18 protein-coding genes are annotated in these 18,447 nt (G+C 59.9%); 3 read left to right on the plus strand and 15 right to left on the minus strand.

Translation table 11 applies throughout. From position 1 onward, the window contains the following. Positions 1 to 6 precede the first annotated feature (6 nt). From WB650_RS20880 to WB650_RS20915, 8 genes are all read right to left on the minus strand, one after another. Positions 7 to 1,509 carry a cyclic nucleotide-binding domain-containing protein gene (locus WB650_RS20880; RefSeq protein WP_422306901.1) on the minus strand — a complete coding sequence of 501 codons (1,503 nt, stop codon included), beginning with the start codon at positions 1,507 to 1,509 and terminating at the stop codon, positions 7 to 9. Positions 1,510 to 1,512: 3 nt separating this feature from the next. After that, complete coding sequence (locus tag WB650_RS20885; protein ID WP_422306899.1) at positions 1,513 to 2,685, minus strand: glycosyltransferase; 1,173 nt, start codon at positions 2,683 to 2,685, stop codon at positions 1,513 to 1,515. A 15-nt stretch (positions 2,686 to 2,700) separates the two neighbouring features. After that, positions 2,701 to 3,339: a non-canonical purine NTP pyrophosphatase gene (locus tag WB650_RS20890; RefSeq protein WP_422306897.1), complete on the minus strand. Its 639-nt coding sequence runs from the start codon at positions 3,337 to 3,339 to the stop codon at positions 2,701 to 2,703. 4 nt (positions 3,340 to 3,343) lie between these two features. Then, positions 3,344 to 4,534: a D-alanine--D-alanine ligase family protein gene (locus WB650_RS20895; protein ID WP_422306895.1), complete on the minus strand. Its 1,191-nt coding sequence runs from the start codon at positions 4,532 to 4,534 to the stop codon at positions 3,344 to 3,346. Between the two features lie 378 nt (positions 4,535 to 4,912). Beyond that, on the minus strand, positions 4,913 to 6,367 hold the full coding sequence (gene guaB / locus WB650_RS20900; protein WP_423961896.1) for an IMP dehydrogenase: 1,455 nt from the start codon (positions 6,365 to 6,367) through the stop codon (positions 4,913 to 4,915). A gap of 397 nt (positions 6,368 to 6,764) precedes the next feature. Continuing rightward, positions 6,765 to 7,553 (minus strand): enoyl-CoA hydratase, encoded by a 789-nt coding sequence (locus WB650_RS20905; protein ID WP_422303627.1) that lies wholly within the window; start codon positions 7,551 to 7,553, stop codon positions 6,765 to 6,767. A gap of 30 nt (positions 7,554 to 7,583) precedes the next feature. Continuing rightward, on the minus strand, positions 7,584 to 8,414 hold the full coding sequence (locus WB650_RS20910; RefSeq protein WP_422303626.1) for an alpha/beta hydrolase: 831 nt from the start codon (positions 8,412 to 8,414) through the stop codon (positions 7,584 to 7,586). Between the two features lie 12 nt (positions 8,415 to 8,426). Continuing rightward, positions 8,427 to 9,686, minus strand: coding sequence for an NAD(P)/FAD-dependent oxidoreductase (locus WB650_RS20915; protein WP_422303625.1), 1,260 nt, complete (start codon positions 9,684 to 9,686; stop codon positions 8,427 to 8,429). Between the two features lie 620 nt (positions 9,687 to 10,306). Between WB650_RS20915 and WB650_RS20920 the strand changes: the two genes are divergently transcribed. Beyond that, positions 10,307 to 10,561 (plus strand): FtsB family cell division protein, encoded by a 255-nt coding sequence (locus tag WB650_RS20920; RefSeq protein WP_423961898.1) that lies wholly within the window; start codon positions 10,307 to 10,309, stop codon positions 10,559 to 10,561. An 11-nt stretch (positions 10,562 to 10,572) separates the two neighbouring features. On the opposite strand, the gene WB650_RS20925 is transcribed toward WB650_RS20920, so the two are convergent. Continuing rightward, positions 10,573 to 11,907 carry an acetyl-CoA hydrolase/transferase family protein gene (locus tag WB650_RS20925; RefSeq protein ID WP_423961900.1) on the minus strand — a complete coding sequence of 445 codons (1,335 nt, stop codon included), beginning with the start codon at positions 11,905 to 11,907 and terminating at the stop codon, positions 10,573 to 10,575. Positions 11,908 to 12,123: 216 nt separating this feature from the next. On the opposite strand from WB650_RS20925, the gene WB650_RS20930 reads away from it, so the two are divergent. Then, the gene (locus WB650_RS20930; RefSeq protein WP_422304268.1) at positions 12,124 to 12,552 is read left to right on the plus strand and encodes a CopD family protein; all 429 of its coding nucleotides are present in this window, start codon (positions 12,124 to 12,126) and stop codon (positions 12,550 to 12,552) included. A 104-nt stretch (positions 12,553 to 12,656) separates the two neighbouring features. Here WB650_RS20930 and WB650_RS20935 read toward each other — a convergent pair whose 3' ends face one another. From WB650_RS20935 to hemL, 6 genes are all read right to left on the minus strand, one after another. Next, a complete protein-coding gene (locus WB650_RS20935; protein WP_422304267.1) occupies positions 12,657 to 12,995 on the minus strand; it encodes an ATP synthase F0 subunit C in 339 nt (112 codons plus the stop codon). Between the two features lie 114 nt (positions 12,996 to 13,109). Further along, entirely contained in the window at positions 13,110 to 13,802 is a 693-nt protein-coding gene (gene atpB, locus WB650_RS20940) for a F0F1 ATP synthase subunit A (RefSeq protein ID WP_423961903.1), read from the minus strand. A 24-nt stretch (positions 13,803 to 13,826) separates the two neighbouring features. Next, positions 13,827 to 14,219, minus strand: a complete 393-nt coding sequence (locus WB650_RS20945; RefSeq protein ID WP_422306130.1) for a hypothetical protein — start codon at positions 14,217 to 14,219, stop codon at positions 13,827 to 13,829. After that, positions 14,219 to 14,488: a DUF2277 domain-containing protein gene (locus WB650_RS20950; RefSeq protein WP_422306132.1), complete on the minus strand. Its 270-nt coding sequence runs from the start codon at positions 14,486 to 14,488 to the stop codon at positions 14,219 to 14,221. The genes WB650_RS20945 and WB650_RS20950 overlap by 1 nt, the downstream gene beginning before the upstream one ends. Positions 14,489 to 14,557: 69 nt before the next feature. Further along, positions 14,558 to 14,776, minus strand: coding sequence for an AtpZ/AtpI family protein (locus WB650_RS20955; RefSeq protein ID WP_422306134.1), 219 nt, complete (start codon positions 14,774 to 14,776; stop codon positions 14,558 to 14,560). 4 nt (positions 14,777 to 14,780) lie between these two features. Continuing rightward, positions 14,781 to 16,082, minus strand: coding sequence for a glutamate-1-semialdehyde 2,1-aminomutase (gene hemL, locus WB650_RS20960; protein WP_422306136.1), 1,302 nt, complete (start codon positions 16,080 to 16,082; stop codon positions 14,781 to 14,783). 601 nt (positions 16,083 to 16,683) lie between these two features. Here hemL and dnaA point away from each other — a divergent pair. Continuing rightward, a complete protein-coding gene (gene dnaA, locus WB650_RS20965) occupies positions 16,684 to 18,114 on the plus strand; it encodes a chromosomal replication initiator protein DnaA (RefSeq protein ID WP_422306138.1) in 1,431 nt (476 codons plus the stop codon). The last annotated feature ends 333 nt before the right edge of the window (positions 18,115 to 18,447 follow it).

The following is an 18,447-nucleotide window of genomic DNA, read 5'->3' on the forward strand; positions in this document are numbered from 1 at the left end:
CGCAGTTCAAAAATCGAACAGCTCGCGCATCTTCGCCAGCAACCATCGATGCGGTCCGCCTTTGCCGTCCATGGTGTCGCCGGATGAGAGCTTTTCCAGCCGGTCGCGATTGCGCGCGGCTATAATATCGCCGATGCTGGCGGCCGCGTCAGGATGCTCCTTGAACAGGCGCGTGAAGCCCTCGCGGTCCATCTCGATCACTTCAAGATCCGTGATCGCGCGCACGCTTGCGTTGCGTGGCTCGCCGGTCATCAGAGCCATCTCGCCGGTGATAACGCCAGCGCCAATTTCCGCAAGGTGGCGAACCTGGCCGTCTGCCGTTTGACCCAGGACTTCGGCTCGTCCGCTGCGCACGATGAACATCGACTCGCCCGGTTCGCCGATGCGCACCAGCATCTCACCCGCGCCAAACTGGCGCACTGCGACAGTCGGCACCAGCAACCGAAGCTCTTCGTCGCTGAGGCCGCGCAGCCAATCGACGTGGCGCAGGTCGGTCATCAGCTCGCGCTCGAACTGGGCGTCGGCCTTTTCGTCTTCATCGCGGCCCGCATCGCGCACATGAACGGTGCGGGTCGGGAACGGAATCTCGATCGAATGGCGCCGCAGCGCGTACCACAAACTCGACGCGACCCGATCGCGCACGCGTTCCAGCGCGCCGTAGTCGGCGATCGAGTACTTGATTCGATACTCGATCGCGAAATCGGAATAGTTCCAGGCCAAAACTTCGGGCGGCGGATCTCGCAGCACTTGCGGCAGGTCGCGCAGCAACGTGAGCACCACTTCGCGCACGTGATTGGGCGGTACGCTGTAGCTGATTCCGACCGTAATCTCGTCGCACACGTGGCCGGTGGCGTAGTTGAACAGCACGTCCTTGGCGATGACGGAGTTGGGGACCTCGAGCCGCTCGTTGGCCCGCGTGACGATCGTCGTCGCGCGCCATGCGATTCCCTTGACCTGCCCGACATGCGTGCCGCTGCGGATCCAGTCGCCCGGCTCAAACGGCCGCCCCATCGAGAGCGACAGCCCGCTGAAGATGTTGCCGAGAGTCTCCTGCAGCGCGAAGCCGAGCACCGCCGCGAACACCGTGGTGGTGGTCAGAATCGAAAGCGGCTGCACCCCGAAGTCGGTGTACAACACCACCATGACCACCACGAACCACAACACCAGCATCAGCAGGTCCTTGCTGATAGTGGAGAAATGGACCTTGCCGCGACGCGTGATCGAGTCGACGAATTCGAGCACGAGACGAATCACGCCGAACAGAAACAGAACGAACGCCGCAACCGCGACCTTTTCGCCGACCAGCGGGTTGGGGATGAAGCGCGCGCCGGCGTCGATCAGCGCGCTGCCCGACAGCAGCAGGAAGGTCGTCGCGGTCACCGCGCGCCTGCGCCGGCGCACCGCAAACGCCCCCATCATACCGACCAGCACCAGCACGCTTTCGACGACAGTGCGCGAATCGCGCGGCAGCACGTCGATTTGCAGCATCGACTGAAGCGGCGTCGCCATCGTTCAGATCCCCGCCGCCACCGCGATTTCGTCGAGCAGTTTCACCGCGTCGAAATACTCGACCGCTATCTCGCGCGCGGCGCGGGCATGCCGAAAGTAGTCGGCGTTGATTTGTTTGATCGCGTCAACCGCTTCATCCGGCGTGTCGAATCCCATCAGTCCCACGCCGGTGGGAATAAATTTTTCAAACCCGGTCCGTTGCGTCACCACCGGTCGTCCCGCCGCCAGGTAGCACACCGTGCGATCGCTGAACCATCCCGTGCGCGGCCTCACGTAGATGTCCTTGGCGACCGTAAACTCGCCGCGCGACCCACTGATATACTCGCGATACGCGTCGATATCGAGCGACATCGGCACCACCGGGGTAATCGTGAATCCGCCCGCAATCGCGCGCTCGTAGTCCGGTCCGCCGCTCAGATTGGTCGCGATCTCAATCGGCTGATTCGCGCGCGCCGCAACCTCGAGCGCCTTGCGAAAATTCAAATGCTTGGACCAGTAGTACGTCTCGCCCGCGATTACCATGTCGTTGCCGTTATTCTGCCACGTGCCGACCGTCGTAAACGCGCGCGGCTCCGCGGCGCCGATCCCAGGATGCCACTCGTCGAGATTCACCGGCGGACGCGTCGGATGCCACTTGACGCCGCCGCTCGGCAGCAGGCAATCGGGCGCGCCGATATTGTAGCAATACGTGAAGAACAATTTGTGCGCCTTGGCAAACGCCACCGTCGTCGGAATCTTGCGCGCCAGCTCGAGCTGCATTACGCCCGGGTCAGTCTCGAGGTAAACGAGGCAGCGGTTGCGCTCATGCTCCTCGCGAGGCTCGGTTGACCCGCAAAGATTGACCACCATGTCGGCGTCGCGAAACAGTTCCATGCATCGCGCTCGCGACATCCCGACGTACTCCTCTTTCGCCGAGTCGAGGAACGCCCAACGATCGCCGAAGCCGTAACGCTCGAGCACGCCGTTCAGCACCTTCAAATTTCGCGACGGATCCCCGGTCCCGGATTCGATCGTCGGATCGTAAACGTAGGAGCGATGATCCTCGATGTAATAAACGTCGAAACCGATCTGCCTGAGCGCCAGCAAGTGATGAATTAATTGCCAGATAACCCCGGCAAACGGGTATCGCGCCGCCAGATGCAGCACGACGACTTTGCCCTTGCGCTTGCCTTTCACCTTTGCGTCGCGATCTTAGCCCGCCGCGCGGCCTGCGGCTATCCGCTCGAGCTCGTCCCGCAACTTGAGGATCGCGATACGGCGCTGGCCGATTTGAGCTTCCTCTTCGTCGCCAAGTTCGCCGAGATAACAGTTGCGCGCGGGAATAACCAGCACCGCGCGATATGGAAATCCCGCGCGAATCTCCGCAGATGCGCGCGCGCCGATCACGCCCTCGATTGCCCCCTCCGCAGTCTGCTCGCGGATCACACCGCGTTCCTCGTGTATCAGCGCCAGCGTCGCACGAATTCGCGCCGTCCGCCGCGCCGCCTCCACGCCTTTCATCCGCCGCATAACTTCAGCGACCAGCGCCTCGTCGGAATCATCTCCACCCGTGCCGAGCCATCGATGCGACCTGACGCCCGGCTCTCCGCCCAGCGCGTCGATCTCGAGGCCGCCGTCATCAGCAAGGGTCGCGATTCGCGCGTGCTCGAAATAGAACCGTGCCTTGATCAGCGCATTCTCGAGGAATGTCGCGCCCGTCTCTTCAGGACTTTCAAGGATTCCGACGTCAGCAATCGAGACCAGTTCCAGCTCGATACCGACGTTGCGCAGGATCAATCGATACTCGGCAAGCTTCGCCCGATTCGTAGTCGCAATCAGCAGCCGCCGCATCGGCTCATTTACCCGGCTTCGGAGGAGACTTCGGCGAGGACTTAGGTTGATACGTAATCTTCAACGACTCGCGCTCGCGATGCTCCTCGAGCGCCAGTTCGATCAACCGATCGATCAGCTTTGGCAACGGCACCCCCGACGCCTCCCACAGCTTCGGATACATGCTGATCGAAGTGAAACCGGGAATAGTGTTCACCTCGTTCACGTAAATCTCGCGCAAATCACGGCTCGCGAGAAAATCGACTCGCGCCATCCCGCGCAATGACAGCGCCTTGAACGCCGCCACCGCCATCGCGCGCAGCTTCTTCGTCTTCGCGGCGGGCAAGTCGGCGGGAATCTTCGTCGACGATCCTTCCGGATCGACGTACTTCGATTCGTAGTCGTAAAACTCATGGGCGCCCTTCACCAGCACCTCGCCGGGAACCGACGCCTCGGGACGATCGTTGCCGAGCACCGCGCATTCGATCTCGCGACCCTCGCACGACGCCTCGATCAGCGCCTTGCGATCGTACTGAAACGCATCGTCGAGCGCGGCATTCAAATCCACGGATCGCTTCACCTTGCTGATTCCGATCGACGATCCGAGCGCGTTGGGCTTGACGAAAACGGGATAGCCAATCTTGCGCGCCAGCCGTTCCCCAAGCTCCGGCGTCTCATGATAGTCCGCCCGATCGATCGCAAAATATTTCACCACTGCGACACTCGCATCGCGCAGCAACCGCTTCTGCGCATCCTTGTCCATCCCGATTGCCGACCCGAGCACGCCCGCTCCCACGTACGGGATTCCCGCCAGCTCGAGCAGCCCCTGCACCGTGCCGTCCTCGCCGTAAGTGCCATGCAGCATCGGGAACACGACATCGAGCCCCGGGATCGCATCTTGCGCGCGCGTCACCGCGACGCCCGCCCCGTCCATCGGCGTCGCGACCAGCGCCTGTCCCTCCGGATGAGGCAGCAGAGTCACCTGCGTACCGCCCGCGCTGAGTGCCGCAAGATGCGGCGTCTTCTCGGCGAGCAGCTTCAGCGCGTTGCGCTCGAGATACCATCGCCCATCGCGCCCAATCCCAACCGGCACGATCTCATACCGCGCCGGATCCATCGCCGACATCACCGTCAGCGCCGATCGCAGCGAAATCTCATGCTCGCCCGACCGCCCCCCAAACAGCACGCCAACCCTGAGTCGATTTTTTTCCGCCATGGTCCCGCCCCGCCCTCAGAAGGAACTTAGAGGAACTAATTGTAATGAAACCCACGGTGGGTTTCATACTTCCTTCGGCAGGGGTGACCCCTGCACCCAATAAACAAACCAAGGATGCGGGACTTCGTCCCTGTTAGGAAGTTGGTTTAGGGGGAAATTTTCCGGGTCCGAAAAAACCCCTTCTCCGAAGTGGCACCGGCTTCAGCCGGTGATTCTCTGAAAAGTCACAGGCTAAAGCCTGTGCCACCAAAATGCATCCCGCCCGTCCCAAACCCAAACAACCTCCAAACAGGGACAACGTCCCGCATCTTTTATTCTTTTAATACTGGGTGCAGTGGGTCACCCCTGCCGGGGGCGCGGGGCGAGGAGCCCCGCATCTCAATGTCTGTAATTCGGCGCTTCTTTCGTAATAAACACGTCATGCACATGACTCTCGCGCATACCCGCGTCGCTTACCTTGACGAACTTCGCCCGCTTGCGCAGCTCCGCCAGATTTGCCGCGCCGATATATCCCATTCCCGACTGCAACCCGCCCACCAGCTGCTCGATATTCGACGCGAGCGATCCGCGATGGGGTACACGCCCCTCGATTCCCTCCGGCACATGCTTGCCGTCGGTCGCGGCGAGCTGTCCGTAGCGGTCGCCGGTGCGCTCGTTCATCGCACCGAGCGATCCCATCCCGCGGTAAAGTTTGTAGGTGCGCCCCTGGTAGAGAATCGTCTCGCCCGGACTTTCCTCGGAGCCCGCGAACAGCGATCCGATCATCACGCTGTTCGCGCCCGCCGCAATCGCCTTGGTGATATCGCCCGAGAACCGGATTCCGCCGTCCGCGATCACCGGGATATTGCGCGGCTCGGCAACCGCAATCGTATCCATGATCGCTGTGATCTGCGGCACTCCGACTCCCGAGATCACGCGCGTCGTGCAAATCGATCCCGGCCCCATCCCGACCCGGAGAGCGTCGGCGCCGGCGTCGCATAAGGCTTTCGCGCCTTCGCTGGTCGCGACGTTTCCCGCCACGACTTCGATATCGGGCCACTCGCTCTTGGTCGCCTTGATCGCATCGATCACGTTCCGCGTATGCCCATGCGCGGTGTCGATACAAATCACGTCGACGCCCGCCCGCCGCAGCGCCGCCACCCGCGCCTCGCGCTCCGGACCGACGCCGACCGCGGCGCCAACCCGCAGCCGCCCGAGCTGATTCTTGCTCGCATGGGGATGACGAATCGCCTTGTCCATATCCTTAACGGTGATAAGCCCGCGCAGCCGATTCTGATCGTCGACCAGCGGCAGCTTCTCGATCCGATGCGCCTGCAAGAGCTCCTTCGCATGCTCGAGATCGATCCCCGGGCGGGCAGTGATCACTTTGTGCGTCATCACGTCACGCACCTGCTTGTCGAGCCGCCGCTCAAATCGAAGATCGCGATTAGTCAGAATGCCGACCAGCCGCCCATCGGAAACAACCGGCAGCCCCGAGATCCGGAAGCGTTCCATCACCGCCAGCGCCTCGCCAATCTTCTGCTCAGGACTGACGGTGATCGGATCGACGATCATCCCGGTTTCATATTTCTTGACCGTCTCGACTTCGGCCGCCTGCTCTTCGATCGAAAGATTACGATGGATAAAACCGAAGCCACCCATCTGCGCGATCGCAATCGCGGTGCGCGATTCGGTAACGGTATCCATCGGGGACGACACAAGCGGAATGCGCAGCCGTATCTTCGGCGTCAGCGCAGTAGAAACATCGCAATTGGCCGGCAATAAATCAGACGATTGAGGCAGCAGAAGAACGTCATCGAAGGTAAGTGCTTCGCGGAGTTCCTGATGCGCCATAAAAATACCCTCCTAAGATAAAAAAAGAGCCCGCGGTTTTCCGCGGGCCCAACTCGCCCTTCAGCTTTTAAACGCAGTCCGTTTACTAAGATGCGCCATATCCGACCCTAACAAGAGCGACGCACCCGATCAATACGGGTGTTTGAGAACCAAATGGAGCGGGCGAAACTTATTTGAATTGAAACCCGCCGTGGGTTTCAAACTTCCTTGGGCAGGGGTAACCCCTGCACCTAGTGACAGGAAATCGCAAAATGGCGAGGACGCCATTTCGCTCAGGCTCTTCTGCCTGTGTCATCTAGTTGTTCGTATCATTCAGCTCTTTGTGTCATTCAGAGCGCAGCGAAGAATCCCGATCCTTCGCGGGTTTCACTTTCAATCGATCTCTCGTACGCGCCCCTCACTTACCGCACCAAACTGGCTTGCGCTTTTCCAGGAAGGCGCCGATTCCCTCCTGCGCGTCGATTGCCATTGCGTTCTCGCTCATCACTTCCTTCGTGTAGTCGTAGGCCTCCGCCGTATCGAGATCGATTTGCTCGTAGAATGCGCGCTTGCCGATTCCGATGATTAGCGGGCTCGCCTCGACTATCTGCATCGCGAGCTTGCGCGTCTCCGCGACCAGCTCCGCGTCGGCCACCACTCTGTTCACCAGGCCCCATTCAGCGCCGACCTTCGCTTTCACCGGCTCGCCCGTCAGCAGCATTTCCATCGCATGCTTGCGGCCGACTGCGCGCGTCAGCGCGACCATCGGCGTCGAGCAGAACAGTCCGATTCTCACGCCCGGCGTGGCGAAGCTCGCGCTCTCGCCCGCCACGACGAGATCGCAGGTCGCCGCAAGCTGGCATCCAGCGGCGGTCGCGATCGCATGGACGCGCGCGATCACCGGCTGCGGAATTCTTTGAATCGTCAGCATCAACTGCGCGCACAGGTCGAATTCGTAGCGATAGAAGGCGAGGTCGCGACCTTTGAGCTCGCTGAGGTCGTGACCCGCCGAGAACGCCGGCCCGTTGCCCGCGATTATCACCGCGCGCGCGTCGCTGCGTTTTCCTGTCGCGACCAGCGCGTCGTTCAGCTCCGTCATCATCGCGGTCGAAAGCGCATTGCGCTTCTCCGGCCGGTTCATCGTGAGCGTGACCAGCCCGGCTTCTTCCTCGATGATCAAATTCTTCTGCCCGTTTTCATTTGCCATGGTTTTGTACCTGCCTTCGATTTCACTCTCTCACTCAGGCGGCTCGTTTTTCCACTCTTCGGGATAGAGCAGCAGCAAATCCTGCCCGAGCGCGCGCACCAGGAATCGCTGCGTCTCATTGATTGCACGCTCGAGCGCGCGTCCGCCAATCAGCCAATGCCCACGCCCCCGAATCGTCGCCAGCTTCGCGCCGATCGATTCGGCAAATTTCGTCGTCTCCGTGATCGGCGCGAGAATATCCGAGTCCCCGGCGACGACGAGCCGCGGCGCGGCTTTGTCTGAGGGTGCGAACTCGATCGCGCCGGTCATCACGTCGGTCGCGAGCGCGCCCGAATCTGGCACCATCGCGTTTATCAAACCTTCGCGGGTGAAAGGATCGGAATCAGCGATCAGTTCGAAAAGTACTCTGCCGCTCGGGGGCTTGATTGGTCTGCCCAGCATCGTCGCGATCCGATTTCCGATTCCGCCGACGATCGGCGTGCGAAAGCCCGGCACCAGTGGCGCGTATGCGACCGACGCCTTCACTCGTGGATGCGCGCTCAGTTTGAGCGCGACCAATCCGCCGACGCCGTGACCGAATATGACCGCCTCGCGGCCGATGCCTTCGAGTGCTTCGCCGGCCAGCGCGGCAAGATCATTGAAGCGAAGTTTCTCGAGCGGTGGCGTCGGACCTTTGCCATATACAGCGCGCAAATCGGGCACGAATACCTCCCATCCGATCGACGCGAGGTAGCCGAGCACCAGCGCGAGATGCCGCGGTGTCGCGAACATTTCTGGCAGCAGCATTATCGGCCACGCAAACTTAACCGGCTCGGGCAGCTCACGCTGCGCGGGAATACGGCCGAGTTCGACGTCGTCCATAGGACTGCCGACTTAAGCGGCTCGCGACGCGGCCGCCATCAGGCGCGCGAATCTGAACGAGAGCGCGGCGCGCGGCGCCAGCATCTGCGAGAACTTGATCATCTCGTCCGCCGCCCACTGTTCGCGGCTGGCCGTGCGATGCGCCAGGCGGCTGCCCTTGTCGAGCGGAAGCTCGCGCGACGTGCGAACGCTCGCGTTGTAGTACGGCATCAGTTCCGCATCGCGACGCCGCGTATAGTCAGCCAGCATGTCGACGGGGATCGCGTTGCCGCGGCCATTGGAGAACCACTCGCGTGCCAGCTCGCCGACGATCCATGCACTCATCAGCGCCATCGAATGCCCCTGGCCGAACAGCGGATCGACATGCAGGCCCGCGTCGCCGATCAGAATCGCGCCGTCGGTGACCGGATTACGATACGTGTTGTTGAGCAGGCCGGAAGAAAACACTTTGCCCGCGATCGTCGCGCCTTCGAGGATCTTTCCAACCGCGAAGGATCGATTCAGATAGCCGCGCAGATTCGAGGCGAGGTCGGTGCGAAAAGTTTGCATCTCCGACGCGTCAAACGCGGTCGCCGCGACCGTGAGTCCGTTCTCGCATCGACAAACCAGGTTGCCCGCGCCGGGGGCCGACTCGAATTCCGCTACCAGCTCGTCACCGAGATTTTTCCGCGCGACGCCTTCGAAGTACGCGTAGTAGTAAGCGCGTGCGCACCGAACGTCGACGCGCCCGAACGCGTCGATACGCTCCGACGCGATCTGCGCGACCGAACTGCGCATCCCGTCGGCACCGATCGTCAGCGGCGCGCGAAACTCGTGGACGCCCGACGCATCCTCACCGCGAATCCCCACGACGGCGTCATCCTCGATAAGCAGATCGGTAAGCCTGAAACGTTCGCGAAACGTGACGTTGTCAAAACTTCGCGCCGCATCGATCATCGCGGCATCCATCAGCACGCGTCCGAGGCACAGTCCGCGATCGTCGGCGCCATTGCGCACGAGTTCGCCGCTATAGTCGAAATCGGGTCCGACCGTACGCGACCGTTCGAAGCGCACGCCACCCGCGCGCTCGAGCATTTCGAGCATGCCCATGCGCTCGAGCACTTTGGCACCGCCGCCGAGCACGATGTGCGTCGACAGCCGGTCCGACGGGAATCCATCTTTGTCGATTAGCAAAACGCGCCGTCCATCACGCGCGAGCAGGATCGCCGTTGCGCTGCCGGCGACGCGCGCGCCGACAATTATCACTTCAAAATTTTTCGCTGGCTCCGACATCAAGGTTCGCGAGGCGTCGCGGCGATCGAACCCTATCATGTTGAATGCGCACGCCCGCAAGCGCCACAAAAGGAAAGAGCCCCCTCTTTCGAAGGGGCTCTCCCGTGTTGCGAGGCCTTTCAGCCTCGGCTTATTCCAGCAGCAATCCCTGGCATCCTTAGCCAGCCTTCGGGGTATTAGCCCGAAGGTAAACTCATTAAGTGACTACTTCTTTTTGGTCTTTTTGGCAGGCTTCTTTTTTGCCATTTTGCTCTTCCGCATCGGTTTGGACTTGGTGGCCTTTTTGGCCATTTTTTTCATTCCTGGCATAGGTACCTCCTCTTCGTAGGCTGCTGCTGGAGAAGCGCCTTTTCTTATAGATGAGCCCTCATGTCTCATCGGTTCGGGCCGATTATAGAAACATGTTATTCTCAAATCAAGGGCCAGCGCGTGATTTATAAAGAAATTTTAAAGTCGGAAGAGTCCAACCGAACCGGTCTGTTTCGAGTCTTTAGAATGGCGTTCAAGATTAGAACTCTTGAACTCAACCCAGCCGTTGAATTACGATTGCTGGGATGACCCGGTTAAGCTTCGTACTCCGCCGCGAGTGGCTCAGCCTAATCTTCGCCGGGGTTTTGCTGATGCTTATCTTAAGTGCGCTGCTGGGCAACCTGGGGCCGCGCGACCTCGTTGCCCTCCAGAGCCATCGTGCCGCATTGGAGACCCGCCGCAATCAACTGATAGCGGACAACGCTGCGTTCAGAACGCGCATTCAGAAGCTTCGTTCAGATGACCGCTATCTCGAACGCCTGATTCGCCGCGAGCTTGGTTACGCGCGCCCCGACGAGCTCGTGTACAAGTTCGCAGACGACAACGATGAGACCCCGGCGCGCTGACTCTCTCTCGATCAAAAAATGGCGCGAGAGATCAGGCGGTAGTCGCGAGCCTGGCGTTCCAGCTCGTCGCGGAAATCAGGATGCGCGATCGAGATCAGCGCACGCGCGCGCTCCGGCACTGACTTACCTTTCAGATTGACGATCCCGTACTCGGTCACGACGTACATCACGTCGGTGCGCGGCGTCGTCACGATATTGCAGTCGTCGATTCGCGCGACGATTCGGCTCGCGCGATGCGTATCGCGCTGGTAAGTCGACGCGAGGCATATGAATGACTTGCCCTCGCGTGAGGCGTACGCGCCACGCACGAATTGCAGTTGTCCGCCGGTGCCACTGATCTGCCGCACGCCGGCGGACTCGGAACACGCCTGCCCGGTGAGATCGATTTGCGCCGCGTTGCAGATCGAGATGACGCGATCGTTCTGCATAATGTGCTGCGGCAGGTTGGTGTAATCGACCGGCCCCGCGAAGCATGCGGTGTTGCGATCGAGAAAGTCGTACATCCGCTTTGAGCCCGCCGCGAAGGTGTAGGTCATCTGGTAGCGGTTGGTCGCTTTGTGCGCGCCAGTAACTTTGCCGGCCTCGAACAACGACACCAGCGAGTCGACGAACATCTCGGTGTGCACGCCGAGGTCTTTGATCGGCGCGGTCGCGAGCAATTCGCAGACCGCATTGGGCATCGCGCCGATTCCGATCTGCACGCACGCGCCGCTGGGAATCTCCGGCGCGATCAGCTCCGCTACTTTCTGATCGACCGCGCTCGCCGCCGGGTTCTTCAGCTCCGGCATCACCGACGCGCCCGCATCCAGCACGTACTCGACGTCATCTATATGCACCGCGTTCTCGATTCCGAAAACGTACGGCACACTCGCGTCCGTCTCGACGATGAGCATCTTCGCTTTTTCAGTGATCGCCTTGTGATATGTGACCGACGGGCCGAAGTTGAAAAATCCATGTTCGTCCATCGGCGCCGTCTTCAGCACCGCAACGTCGACATCGATGAAGCGGCGATAGTTGTCGGGCGCCTCCCCGAAGTTCATCGGAATATGATGCGCCAGGCCGCGATCGTGCATCTTTCTTTCGAGCCCCGAGAAATACCAGGACAGGTAAGTGAGACGACGCTCCTCGGGATCGGCCTCGACCGCCGCGCGCGGACGCATCGCGAGGCATCCGCGGATCTTTACGCGCTCGAGTTTTTGCGCATGCTCTGCCAGCGCGCGATCGAACGCGTCCGGCTGCCCGAGCCCGAATCCGTACTCGACCCAATCGCCGGACTTGACGCGCGCCGCGGCTTCATCGGCGCTGATCTTTTTACGCTTGAGTTCTCCCTCGTAGGAAATCGCCATCTGGACGCCTCGTATTGATGGATGTCGGTTCGCTTCACTGCGCGGCTAGCGTAAGATGCTCTTCAACCAGCGTACCCCAATCAATGCCAAGGTTAGGACCAGTCAAGCAAGCACCCGCCCGCGCCGGAACTCTTCACCTCAGCGCCGCTGTGCTCGCGATCGCAACCACCAGCGGAATTGACCGGGACGCAATTTGATCGGAACCGGGGGAACTTAATGTACTTTGTTCGCGGCTTCGTACTCGCTCTTCATATCTTCGGCGTGATCTTCTGGTTGGGCGGACTCTTAATGGTCACCAGCCTGCTCGCGCGCGTGCCCGAAGAAGTCGGACTGCCCAAGGAACGTTTTCTCGGCGCGGCGCGCGGTTTGTTCGAATCCACGGTGAACTTGGGAGCCGCGGTCACCATCCTGCTCGGGCTGCTGCTGATTCTCCTTGATCCGTCGGTGCTGCGGCAGGGATGGCTCGAGGCGAAGCTGCTGCTGGTCGCGATCCTGCTTTTTTATCACGTCCGGTTTTATCGCCGAATCAAATTCCTCGAGAACAATCCGAGTCATTCATCGAGTCGCGAGTTTCGCATCATCCACGGGATGGTGAGCGCGTTGCTGATCGCGATCCTCGTGCTGACGGTGATCAAACCGTTCTAGCGGTCAGGATCCGAGCAGCACCGGCGAGACCGGATCGATAGAAAGAGAAACGGGGCCCGGATGGACCCCGCTCCCACCTGTCACATTGTCTGAGTGAGTAGTCGCTAGATCTTCGCCTGCAGGAAGAATGCGATCACGAGCGCGTACAGAGTCAGCGCTTCGATGAACGCGAGGCCGATGATCATCGGGACGAAGATCTGGCCGGCGCTGTTCGGGTTGCGGCCGATCGATTCCATCGCCGAGGCCGCCATCCGGCCCTGTCCGAGTGCGCTGCCGAAGGCCGCGATTCCTATGCCGATGTTCGCGGCGATCGCGATCAGGCCCGCGCGAAGCGGCGCGCCATCGCCGGCACCGGCTGCTTCCTGCGCCATCGCGAGCAGCGGTGACGCGAGGATGGCGATTCCGGCCATCGTCACTATGGTTCCAATCCTGTTTCGTAACATTTCTATCCTCCTTCTATTTCGCGCGCCCCGGGTGCCGCAGCCGGCCACCTCTCTTCCTCTACCACCTCGAATTCCGGTCGGAATCCCTGGCGCTCCTTTCTCAGTGAAATCTCTTTAGTGATCGTGGCTGGCGGCGAGTCGCACGTAACTCATCGAAAGAACCACGAAGATGATCGCCTGAATTATGCAGACGATCGATCCAAGCGCATAGAATGCCAGCGGTATGATCAGCCGCGTCAGGCCGGTGAAAATGCTGAGCACGGTATGGTCGGCGAACATGTTGGCGTAAAGACGAATGCCCAGCGAAAAAGGGCGGAACAAATTGTCGGCGAGCTCGATCGGCAGCATCAGAACTGCCAGCGGCAAATACGGGCCGAGGAAACTCTTCAGGTACCAGACGCCGTTCGAGGCGAAGCCCTGGTAGATGTAATAGCCGAAGCAGATGACGCCGAGCGCGAAGGTCAGGTCCGAGTCGCCGGTCGGAGGCTCCATCCCGGGAATCAATCCGAAGAAATTCGCGAACAGGATGAACATGAAGATGCAGCCGAAGAACGGGACCATCGCGCGCGACCCGTGCATCTCGGTGACTTCGGCAACGAAACCGTCGAGCCATTCGACGATCATCTCCGAGATCGAGCGGATGCTTACGCCTTCGTCGGGTATGACGGGGTCAGCGGCGCCGGCGATTGAGGCGCGCGCAACGAATCCAAACACGAGCAGGATGCCCATTACGATCCAGGTGCCAATCAGCACCTCGGGGATTTTGCCGCCGCCGATCAGTTCGAGAAAGTTTACCGACTTCTGCAATTAAATTTCTCCGACGCGGCGATCTTAGCTAGCGCCGCGCAGTGAAGCACGCCCGGTTTCAATAATGATCGCGGCCATCTGAGTCAAGACTCCGAAGCCGAAGCCCATGCCGTCGATGCGCGCGCGACTGAAAACGAGATAGACGATGCCGATGATTATGAAGAGCTTCAACGGAATCGCGAGCGCTCCCAGCTTGGCCGCCGCACCGGAAACTCCGGCGCGCGACGCCGCCAGCAGCAGTCCGCCGAGAGCAGACAGGATCCACAAGTTCGCGATCACAACCGCGCCGCCGAGCAAACATCCGACGGCCGCCGGCGTCGAAGCGAACAAATCAAGAATCGCCGCGGCGACGATAACGAGACCGAAGTTGGTGCGCTGAATCGACGCGATCGTCGGGATTGACCACGAGAACTCCATCAAGCGCCGAATCTTTCCGCGGCGCGGGCTTTCGCTTTGGCGGCTTCTTCCCCGCGATTCCTCGACGGCGCGTTGGTTTCGAGTGAGCGGAGAAATCGCGCCGAGGCTCCGGCGATTTCATCGATCGCCGTCATGAACGGACCTTCGTTGGCCTTCGACGGTTTGTTGAAGCCGGAGATTTTGCGCACGAACTGAATCGACGCGGCGCGAATCTCTTCGTCGGTGACGGGAGGCTCGAAATTGAAAAGGATTTTGATATTCCTGCACATACGCTGTGACCTCGAGAAATTGAGAACTCTCAAGCCGCGAAAGCAGCATTAGTCGGCGGCCAGCGCCAATCAAGACTCGCGGTTCTCGCGCTGAAATAGGGCGAGTTCCTGGATCAGGCGCCAGAAGCCGGCGAAGACTCCGAGCAGGAACATCACGAGCGTCAGCCACGGGTCGGTGTGAAAGTACAGGTCGAGGTAGTGGCCGAGAATTGCGCCGGCGATCATCGGCCATGCGAACTCGAAGCCGATCGCGGCGAACCGCATCATCCTGCCATTGCTAAGCGCCATGTCTTTAGTATCTACCCGTATTCAGATCGCGCAGGGATTCGTGGGCGGCCGTGATGGTGCGATCGATGTCGGCGTTGGTATGCGCGGTCGATAGAAACATAGCTTCGAATTGCGACGGCGGGATATTTATCCCGCGCGCAATCATGCCATGGAAAAATTCGGCGAACTTCGCCGAGTCGGAGGTGCGAGCCTCGTCGGCGTCGTGCACGCGCTCAGGACCGAGGAACATCGTGAGCAGAGATCCCGCGCGATTAACGCATCCAGGCTGTCCGGTTTTTTTCAGTGCGTAGCGAAGTCCGGATTCAAGACGCGCGCCAGCGGCGTCGAGTGCAGCGTATGGATTTGTCTCCTGAAGAACCGAAAGTGTTTCGAGGCCCGCGCGGACGCAAAGCGGATTTCCCGACAGCGTTCCCGCCTGGTAAACCGGACCGACTGGCGCTAGCAGGTCCATGATTTTCGCGGAGCCGGCGACGGCGCCGACCGGCATTCCGCCGCCAATTATTTTTCCGAGCATGATCAGGTCCGGGGCGATGCCCATGCTTTCGGCAACTGAACCGAAGCAGAGGCGGTACCCGGATATAACTTCGTCACAGATTAGAAGCGCGCCGTTGTTGTGCGCGATTTCGGCGAGCGCCTTCAGCGATCCTGGATCGGGATTCACCACGCCCATATTGGCGGCGACGGGCTCGACGATCACAGCTGCGATTTTTTCAGGCGCGGCGCGGAATAAACCTTCGACTGTCTCAATCGAGTTATATCGCGCCACCATCGTCATCGACGCGAGCACCGATGGAACTCCCGCGCTATCGGGTTGACCAAGAGTCATCCCGCCCGAACCGGCGCGCACCAGCATCGAGTCGCTATGCCCGTGATAGCATCCGTCAAACTTGATTATGTTCGTGCGACCAGTGGCCGCGCGCGCAATTCTAATTGCGGTGAGACCGGCTTCCGTTCCCGAGGTAACCAATCGTACTTTTTGTGCGCAACTGATCGATGACGAGATCAATTCAGCGAGCTCGACTTCGAGCCGCGTCGGCGCGCCGAAGCCCAGGCCGAGTCGCGCCTGCTCGGCGATCGCTCGCGTGACACTCGGATGAGCATGGCCGAGAATCGCGGGGCCATAGGAGCAGACGTAGTCGAGAAAAGTGTTGCCGTCGGCGTCAGTGAGTGTTGCACCGCTGCCACCCTCGATGAAGATTGGCGCTGCGCCGACGGCCTTCCACGCGCGCACGGGAGAGTTCACCGCACCAGGAATCTTAACACTGGCGCGGTTGAAGAGTTCATCTGATTTTTTTCTAGATGTCATCGTTAATTTCGGCGCTGATCTCGCGAGATCGAAAATATTTTTTCGATCGCGAAGAAAAATTTGATCGCGCGCAGTCTTCTCGCGGGGAAAATACGCTGTGACGCGAAAAATTGCGATCGCTCATGATGGCTTCCAGAGCAGAGTTGCGCGATCGCGAGATCGGCGCAAAAATTCGTGCGAATTGCGCGCAATCGCTTAGTGGTAAAATTTCCTTTACGTTCCGCGTGTATAGCGACGAAAATTTTTGCGCGCTTGTCCTCCTCACGAAATAAGCTTATCACGTTCACTTGGCCGCACACTTCGTACTTACAAGAACCATCTTCAATTGAACGGTTCATCTCGCGGCGCGTGACTATGGCTTCCAAGCGCGTGAATATCGCTCGTATTCTCAAACAAACTTTTCGACCCAACAGAACCGATCGTAACCCGGACAAGTTGATAGTCCCGCGCCTGGCGCAATCAAATTGTCGGCTGTCACAAGGGAAAACCCGCTTATCCACAGGTGTGGATAAGACTGTGCGTAATTCGCGCGGCATCTGATGCCGGCGCGCTAATTCCGGAACCTGATTTTGACTTCCGGTTTGTGTATGGGGGAGACGATATGAATGGTTTGTGGCAACGGGCTGGGGACCGTATGCGCGATGAATTGGGTCAGGTCGGCTACGAGACCTGGATCGGACCGCTGAATTTTGTCGCTCATCAGGGATCAATCGTCACGGTCGAGGCGCCTAATCGATTTTTTCGCGATTGGATCAACGATCGTTACCTGAGCTTGATGCGATCGGCACTATCGGCAGAGGCAGGCGGCGAAATCGAGGTGCGGTTGACTCTCGGCGAGAATGCGGCTGTCTCGCTGCCGCAACAACGGTCAGCAAATGGTCACGCAAACGGCAATGGTCATTCAACTGGCAACGGTCATGCAAACGGAAATGGCAACAGCAAGGCGGCGGTGGCAAATCGCGCGACGACGACTGCCGCGCCGCGTGGAGATCGGCATCCGACCCTGAACGCCCGCTACAGTTTCGCGGAGTTCGTGGTGGGATCGGCCAACCAGTTTGCGCATGCTGCGGCGCAGGCGGTCGCCAACCAGCCGGGCGAAAAGTACAACCCGCTCTTTATTTATGGCGGTGTCGGCTTGGGCAAGACTCACCTGGTGACGGCGATCGGGCACCACATCTGGGCGAGCGGCGAGCGGCCGAAAAAAGTGTTGTTCATGCCGGCCGAGATTTTCATGAACGAGCTGATCGGTTCGCTGCGGCGCGACAAGATGAACGAGTTTCGCGAAAAGTTTCGCCGCGTCGATACCTTGATTCTCGACGACGTGCAATTCCTGGCCGGACGCGAACGCACCCAGGAAGAGTTCTTCCATACTTTCAACGTGCTTCATGCCGAGCGGCATCAGATTATTCTGACTTCCGACAAAATTCCCCGCGAAATTCCCGGCCTCGAGGAGCGGCTGCGCAACCGGTTCGAAATGGGCCTGATCGCGGACATCGCGCCGCCCGACCTCGAGACGCGCGTGGCGATCGTGCAAAAGAAGGCGGTGCTCGAAAATCTCCGGTTAGCGCCCGAGGTCGCGATGTATATCGCACAGAGCGTTTCGTCGAACGTTCGCGAGCTCGAGGGATGCCTGACGCGGCTGGCGGCGCTGGCCTCGTTCGATGGATCTGCCATCACGGTGGACTTCGCAAAGAACGCGCTTCAGGACCTGGTGCGAAATTCCGACGCGAAGCCCGACATCGATTCGATCCAGAAGACGGTTTCGGATTTCTTCCATATTCGGCTGGCGGATTTGAAGTCGAAGAAACGCACCCAGCACATCGCGTTCTGCCGCCAGGTTGCGATGTACCTGTGCCGCAAGCTGACCGAAAGCTCATTCCCGACGATCGGCGAGCATTTCGGTCGCGACCATTCGACGGTGATTCACGCCTACAACCTGATCATGCGGCGCGTCACCAGTGATTCGGCTTTTCGGCTCTCGATCGAGAAAATCGAACGCGAGCTTAAATCGATCCGCGCAAATGCGGCGTGAATCGATTGTGGGGGAGGTGTGGACGAGGGGAGCATAAGGTTGGAGCTATCGACAGGGCCGGTGCGCACAAGGCCGGCCCTGTCGGTCAGCCGCTTTTCCGCCGACAGCTTTTCAGCGATCGATCGGCGTTCAATTTCGGGCGGTTGCAGCTTCCATCAACAAATCCACAACACCTACTATTACTGCTATTCTTTTTTAGAGATCTAAGATCCAGAAATAGGAAGACGGGCTAACAATTCATGGGACTCGCAATCGAGCGCGCTTCGCTGCTTAGCGGTTTGGGACTCGTCCAGGGCATCGTGGAACGGCGCACGACGGTTCCAATACTCGGCC

Origin of the sequence: Binatus sp. (SeqCode) (genome assembly GCF_049584895.1) — a bacterium.
In the GTDB taxonomy this organism is placed as follows: Bacteria; Desulfobacterota; Binatia; order Binatales; family Binataceae; genus Binatus.

What these genes read in the sequence shown, in the direction of transcription:
- WB650_RS20950 (WP_422306132.1), bottom strand. Translation starts at nt 14,488, where the DNA reads ATGTGCAGGAATATCAAAATCCTTTTCAATTTCGAGCCTCCCGTCACC.
- WB650_RS20905 (WP_422303627.1), bottom strand. Translation starts at nt 7,553, where the DNA reads ATGGCAAATGAAAACGGGCAGAAGAATTTGATCATCGAGGAAGAAGCC.
- WB650_RS20935 (WP_422304267.1), bottom strand. Translation starts at nt 12,995, where the DNA reads ATGTTACGAAACAGGATTGGAACCATAGTGACGATGGCCGGAATCGCC.
- dnaA (WP_422306138.1), top strand. Translation starts at nt 16,684, where the DNA reads ATGAATGGTTTGTGGCAACGGGCTGGGGACCGTATGCGCGATGAATTG.
- hemL (WP_422306136.1), bottom strand. Translation starts at nt 16,082, where the DNA reads ATGACATCTAGAAAAAAATCAGATGAACTCTTCAACCGCGCCAGTGTT.
- WB650_RS20955 (WP_422306134.1), bottom strand. Translation starts at nt 14,776, where the DNA reads ATGGCGCTTAGCAATGGCAGGATGATGCGGTTCGCCGCGATCGGCTTC.
- WB650_RS20945 (WP_422306130.1), bottom strand. Translation starts at nt 14,219, where the DNA reads ATGGAGTTCTCGTGGTCAATCCCGACGATCGCGTCGATTCAGCGCACC.
- WB650_RS20880 (WP_422306901.1), bottom strand. Translation starts at nt 1,509, where the DNA reads ATGGCGACGCCGCTTCAGTCGATGCTGCAAATCGACGTGCTGCCGCGC.
- WB650_RS20890 (WP_422306897.1), bottom strand. Translation starts at nt 3,339, where the DNA reads ATGCGGCGGCTGCTGATTGCGACTACGAATCGGGCGAAGCTTGCCGAG.
- WB650_RS20895 (WP_422306895.1), bottom strand. Translation starts at nt 4,534, where the DNA reads ATGGCGGAAAAAAATCGACTCAGGGTTGGCGTGCTGTTTGGGGGGCGG.
- WB650_RS20925 (WP_423961900.1), bottom strand. Translation starts at nt 11,907, where the DNA reads ATGGCGATTTCCTACGAGGGAGAACTCAAGCGTAAAAAGATCAGCGCC.
- WB650_RS20930 (WP_422304268.1), top strand. Translation starts at nt 12,124, where the DNA reads ATGTACTTTGTTCGCGGCTTCGTACTCGCTCTTCATATCTTCGGCGTG.
- WB650_RS20915 (WP_422303625.1), bottom strand. Translation starts at nt 9,686, where the DNA reads ATGTCGGAGCCAGCGAAAAATTTTGAAGTGATAATTGTCGGCGCGCGC.
- WB650_RS20920 (WP_423961898.1), top strand. Translation starts at nt 10,307, where the DNA reads ATGCTTATCTTAAGTGCGCTGCTGGGCAACCTGGGGCCGCGCGACCTC.
- guaB (WP_423961896.1), bottom strand. Translation starts at nt 6,367, where the DNA reads ATGGCGCATCAGGAACTCCGCGAAGCACTTACCTTCGATGACGTTCTT.
- WB650_RS20910 (WP_422303626.1), bottom strand. Translation starts at nt 8,414, where the DNA reads ATGGACGACGTCGAACTCGGCCGTATTCCCGCGCAGCGTGAGCTGCCC.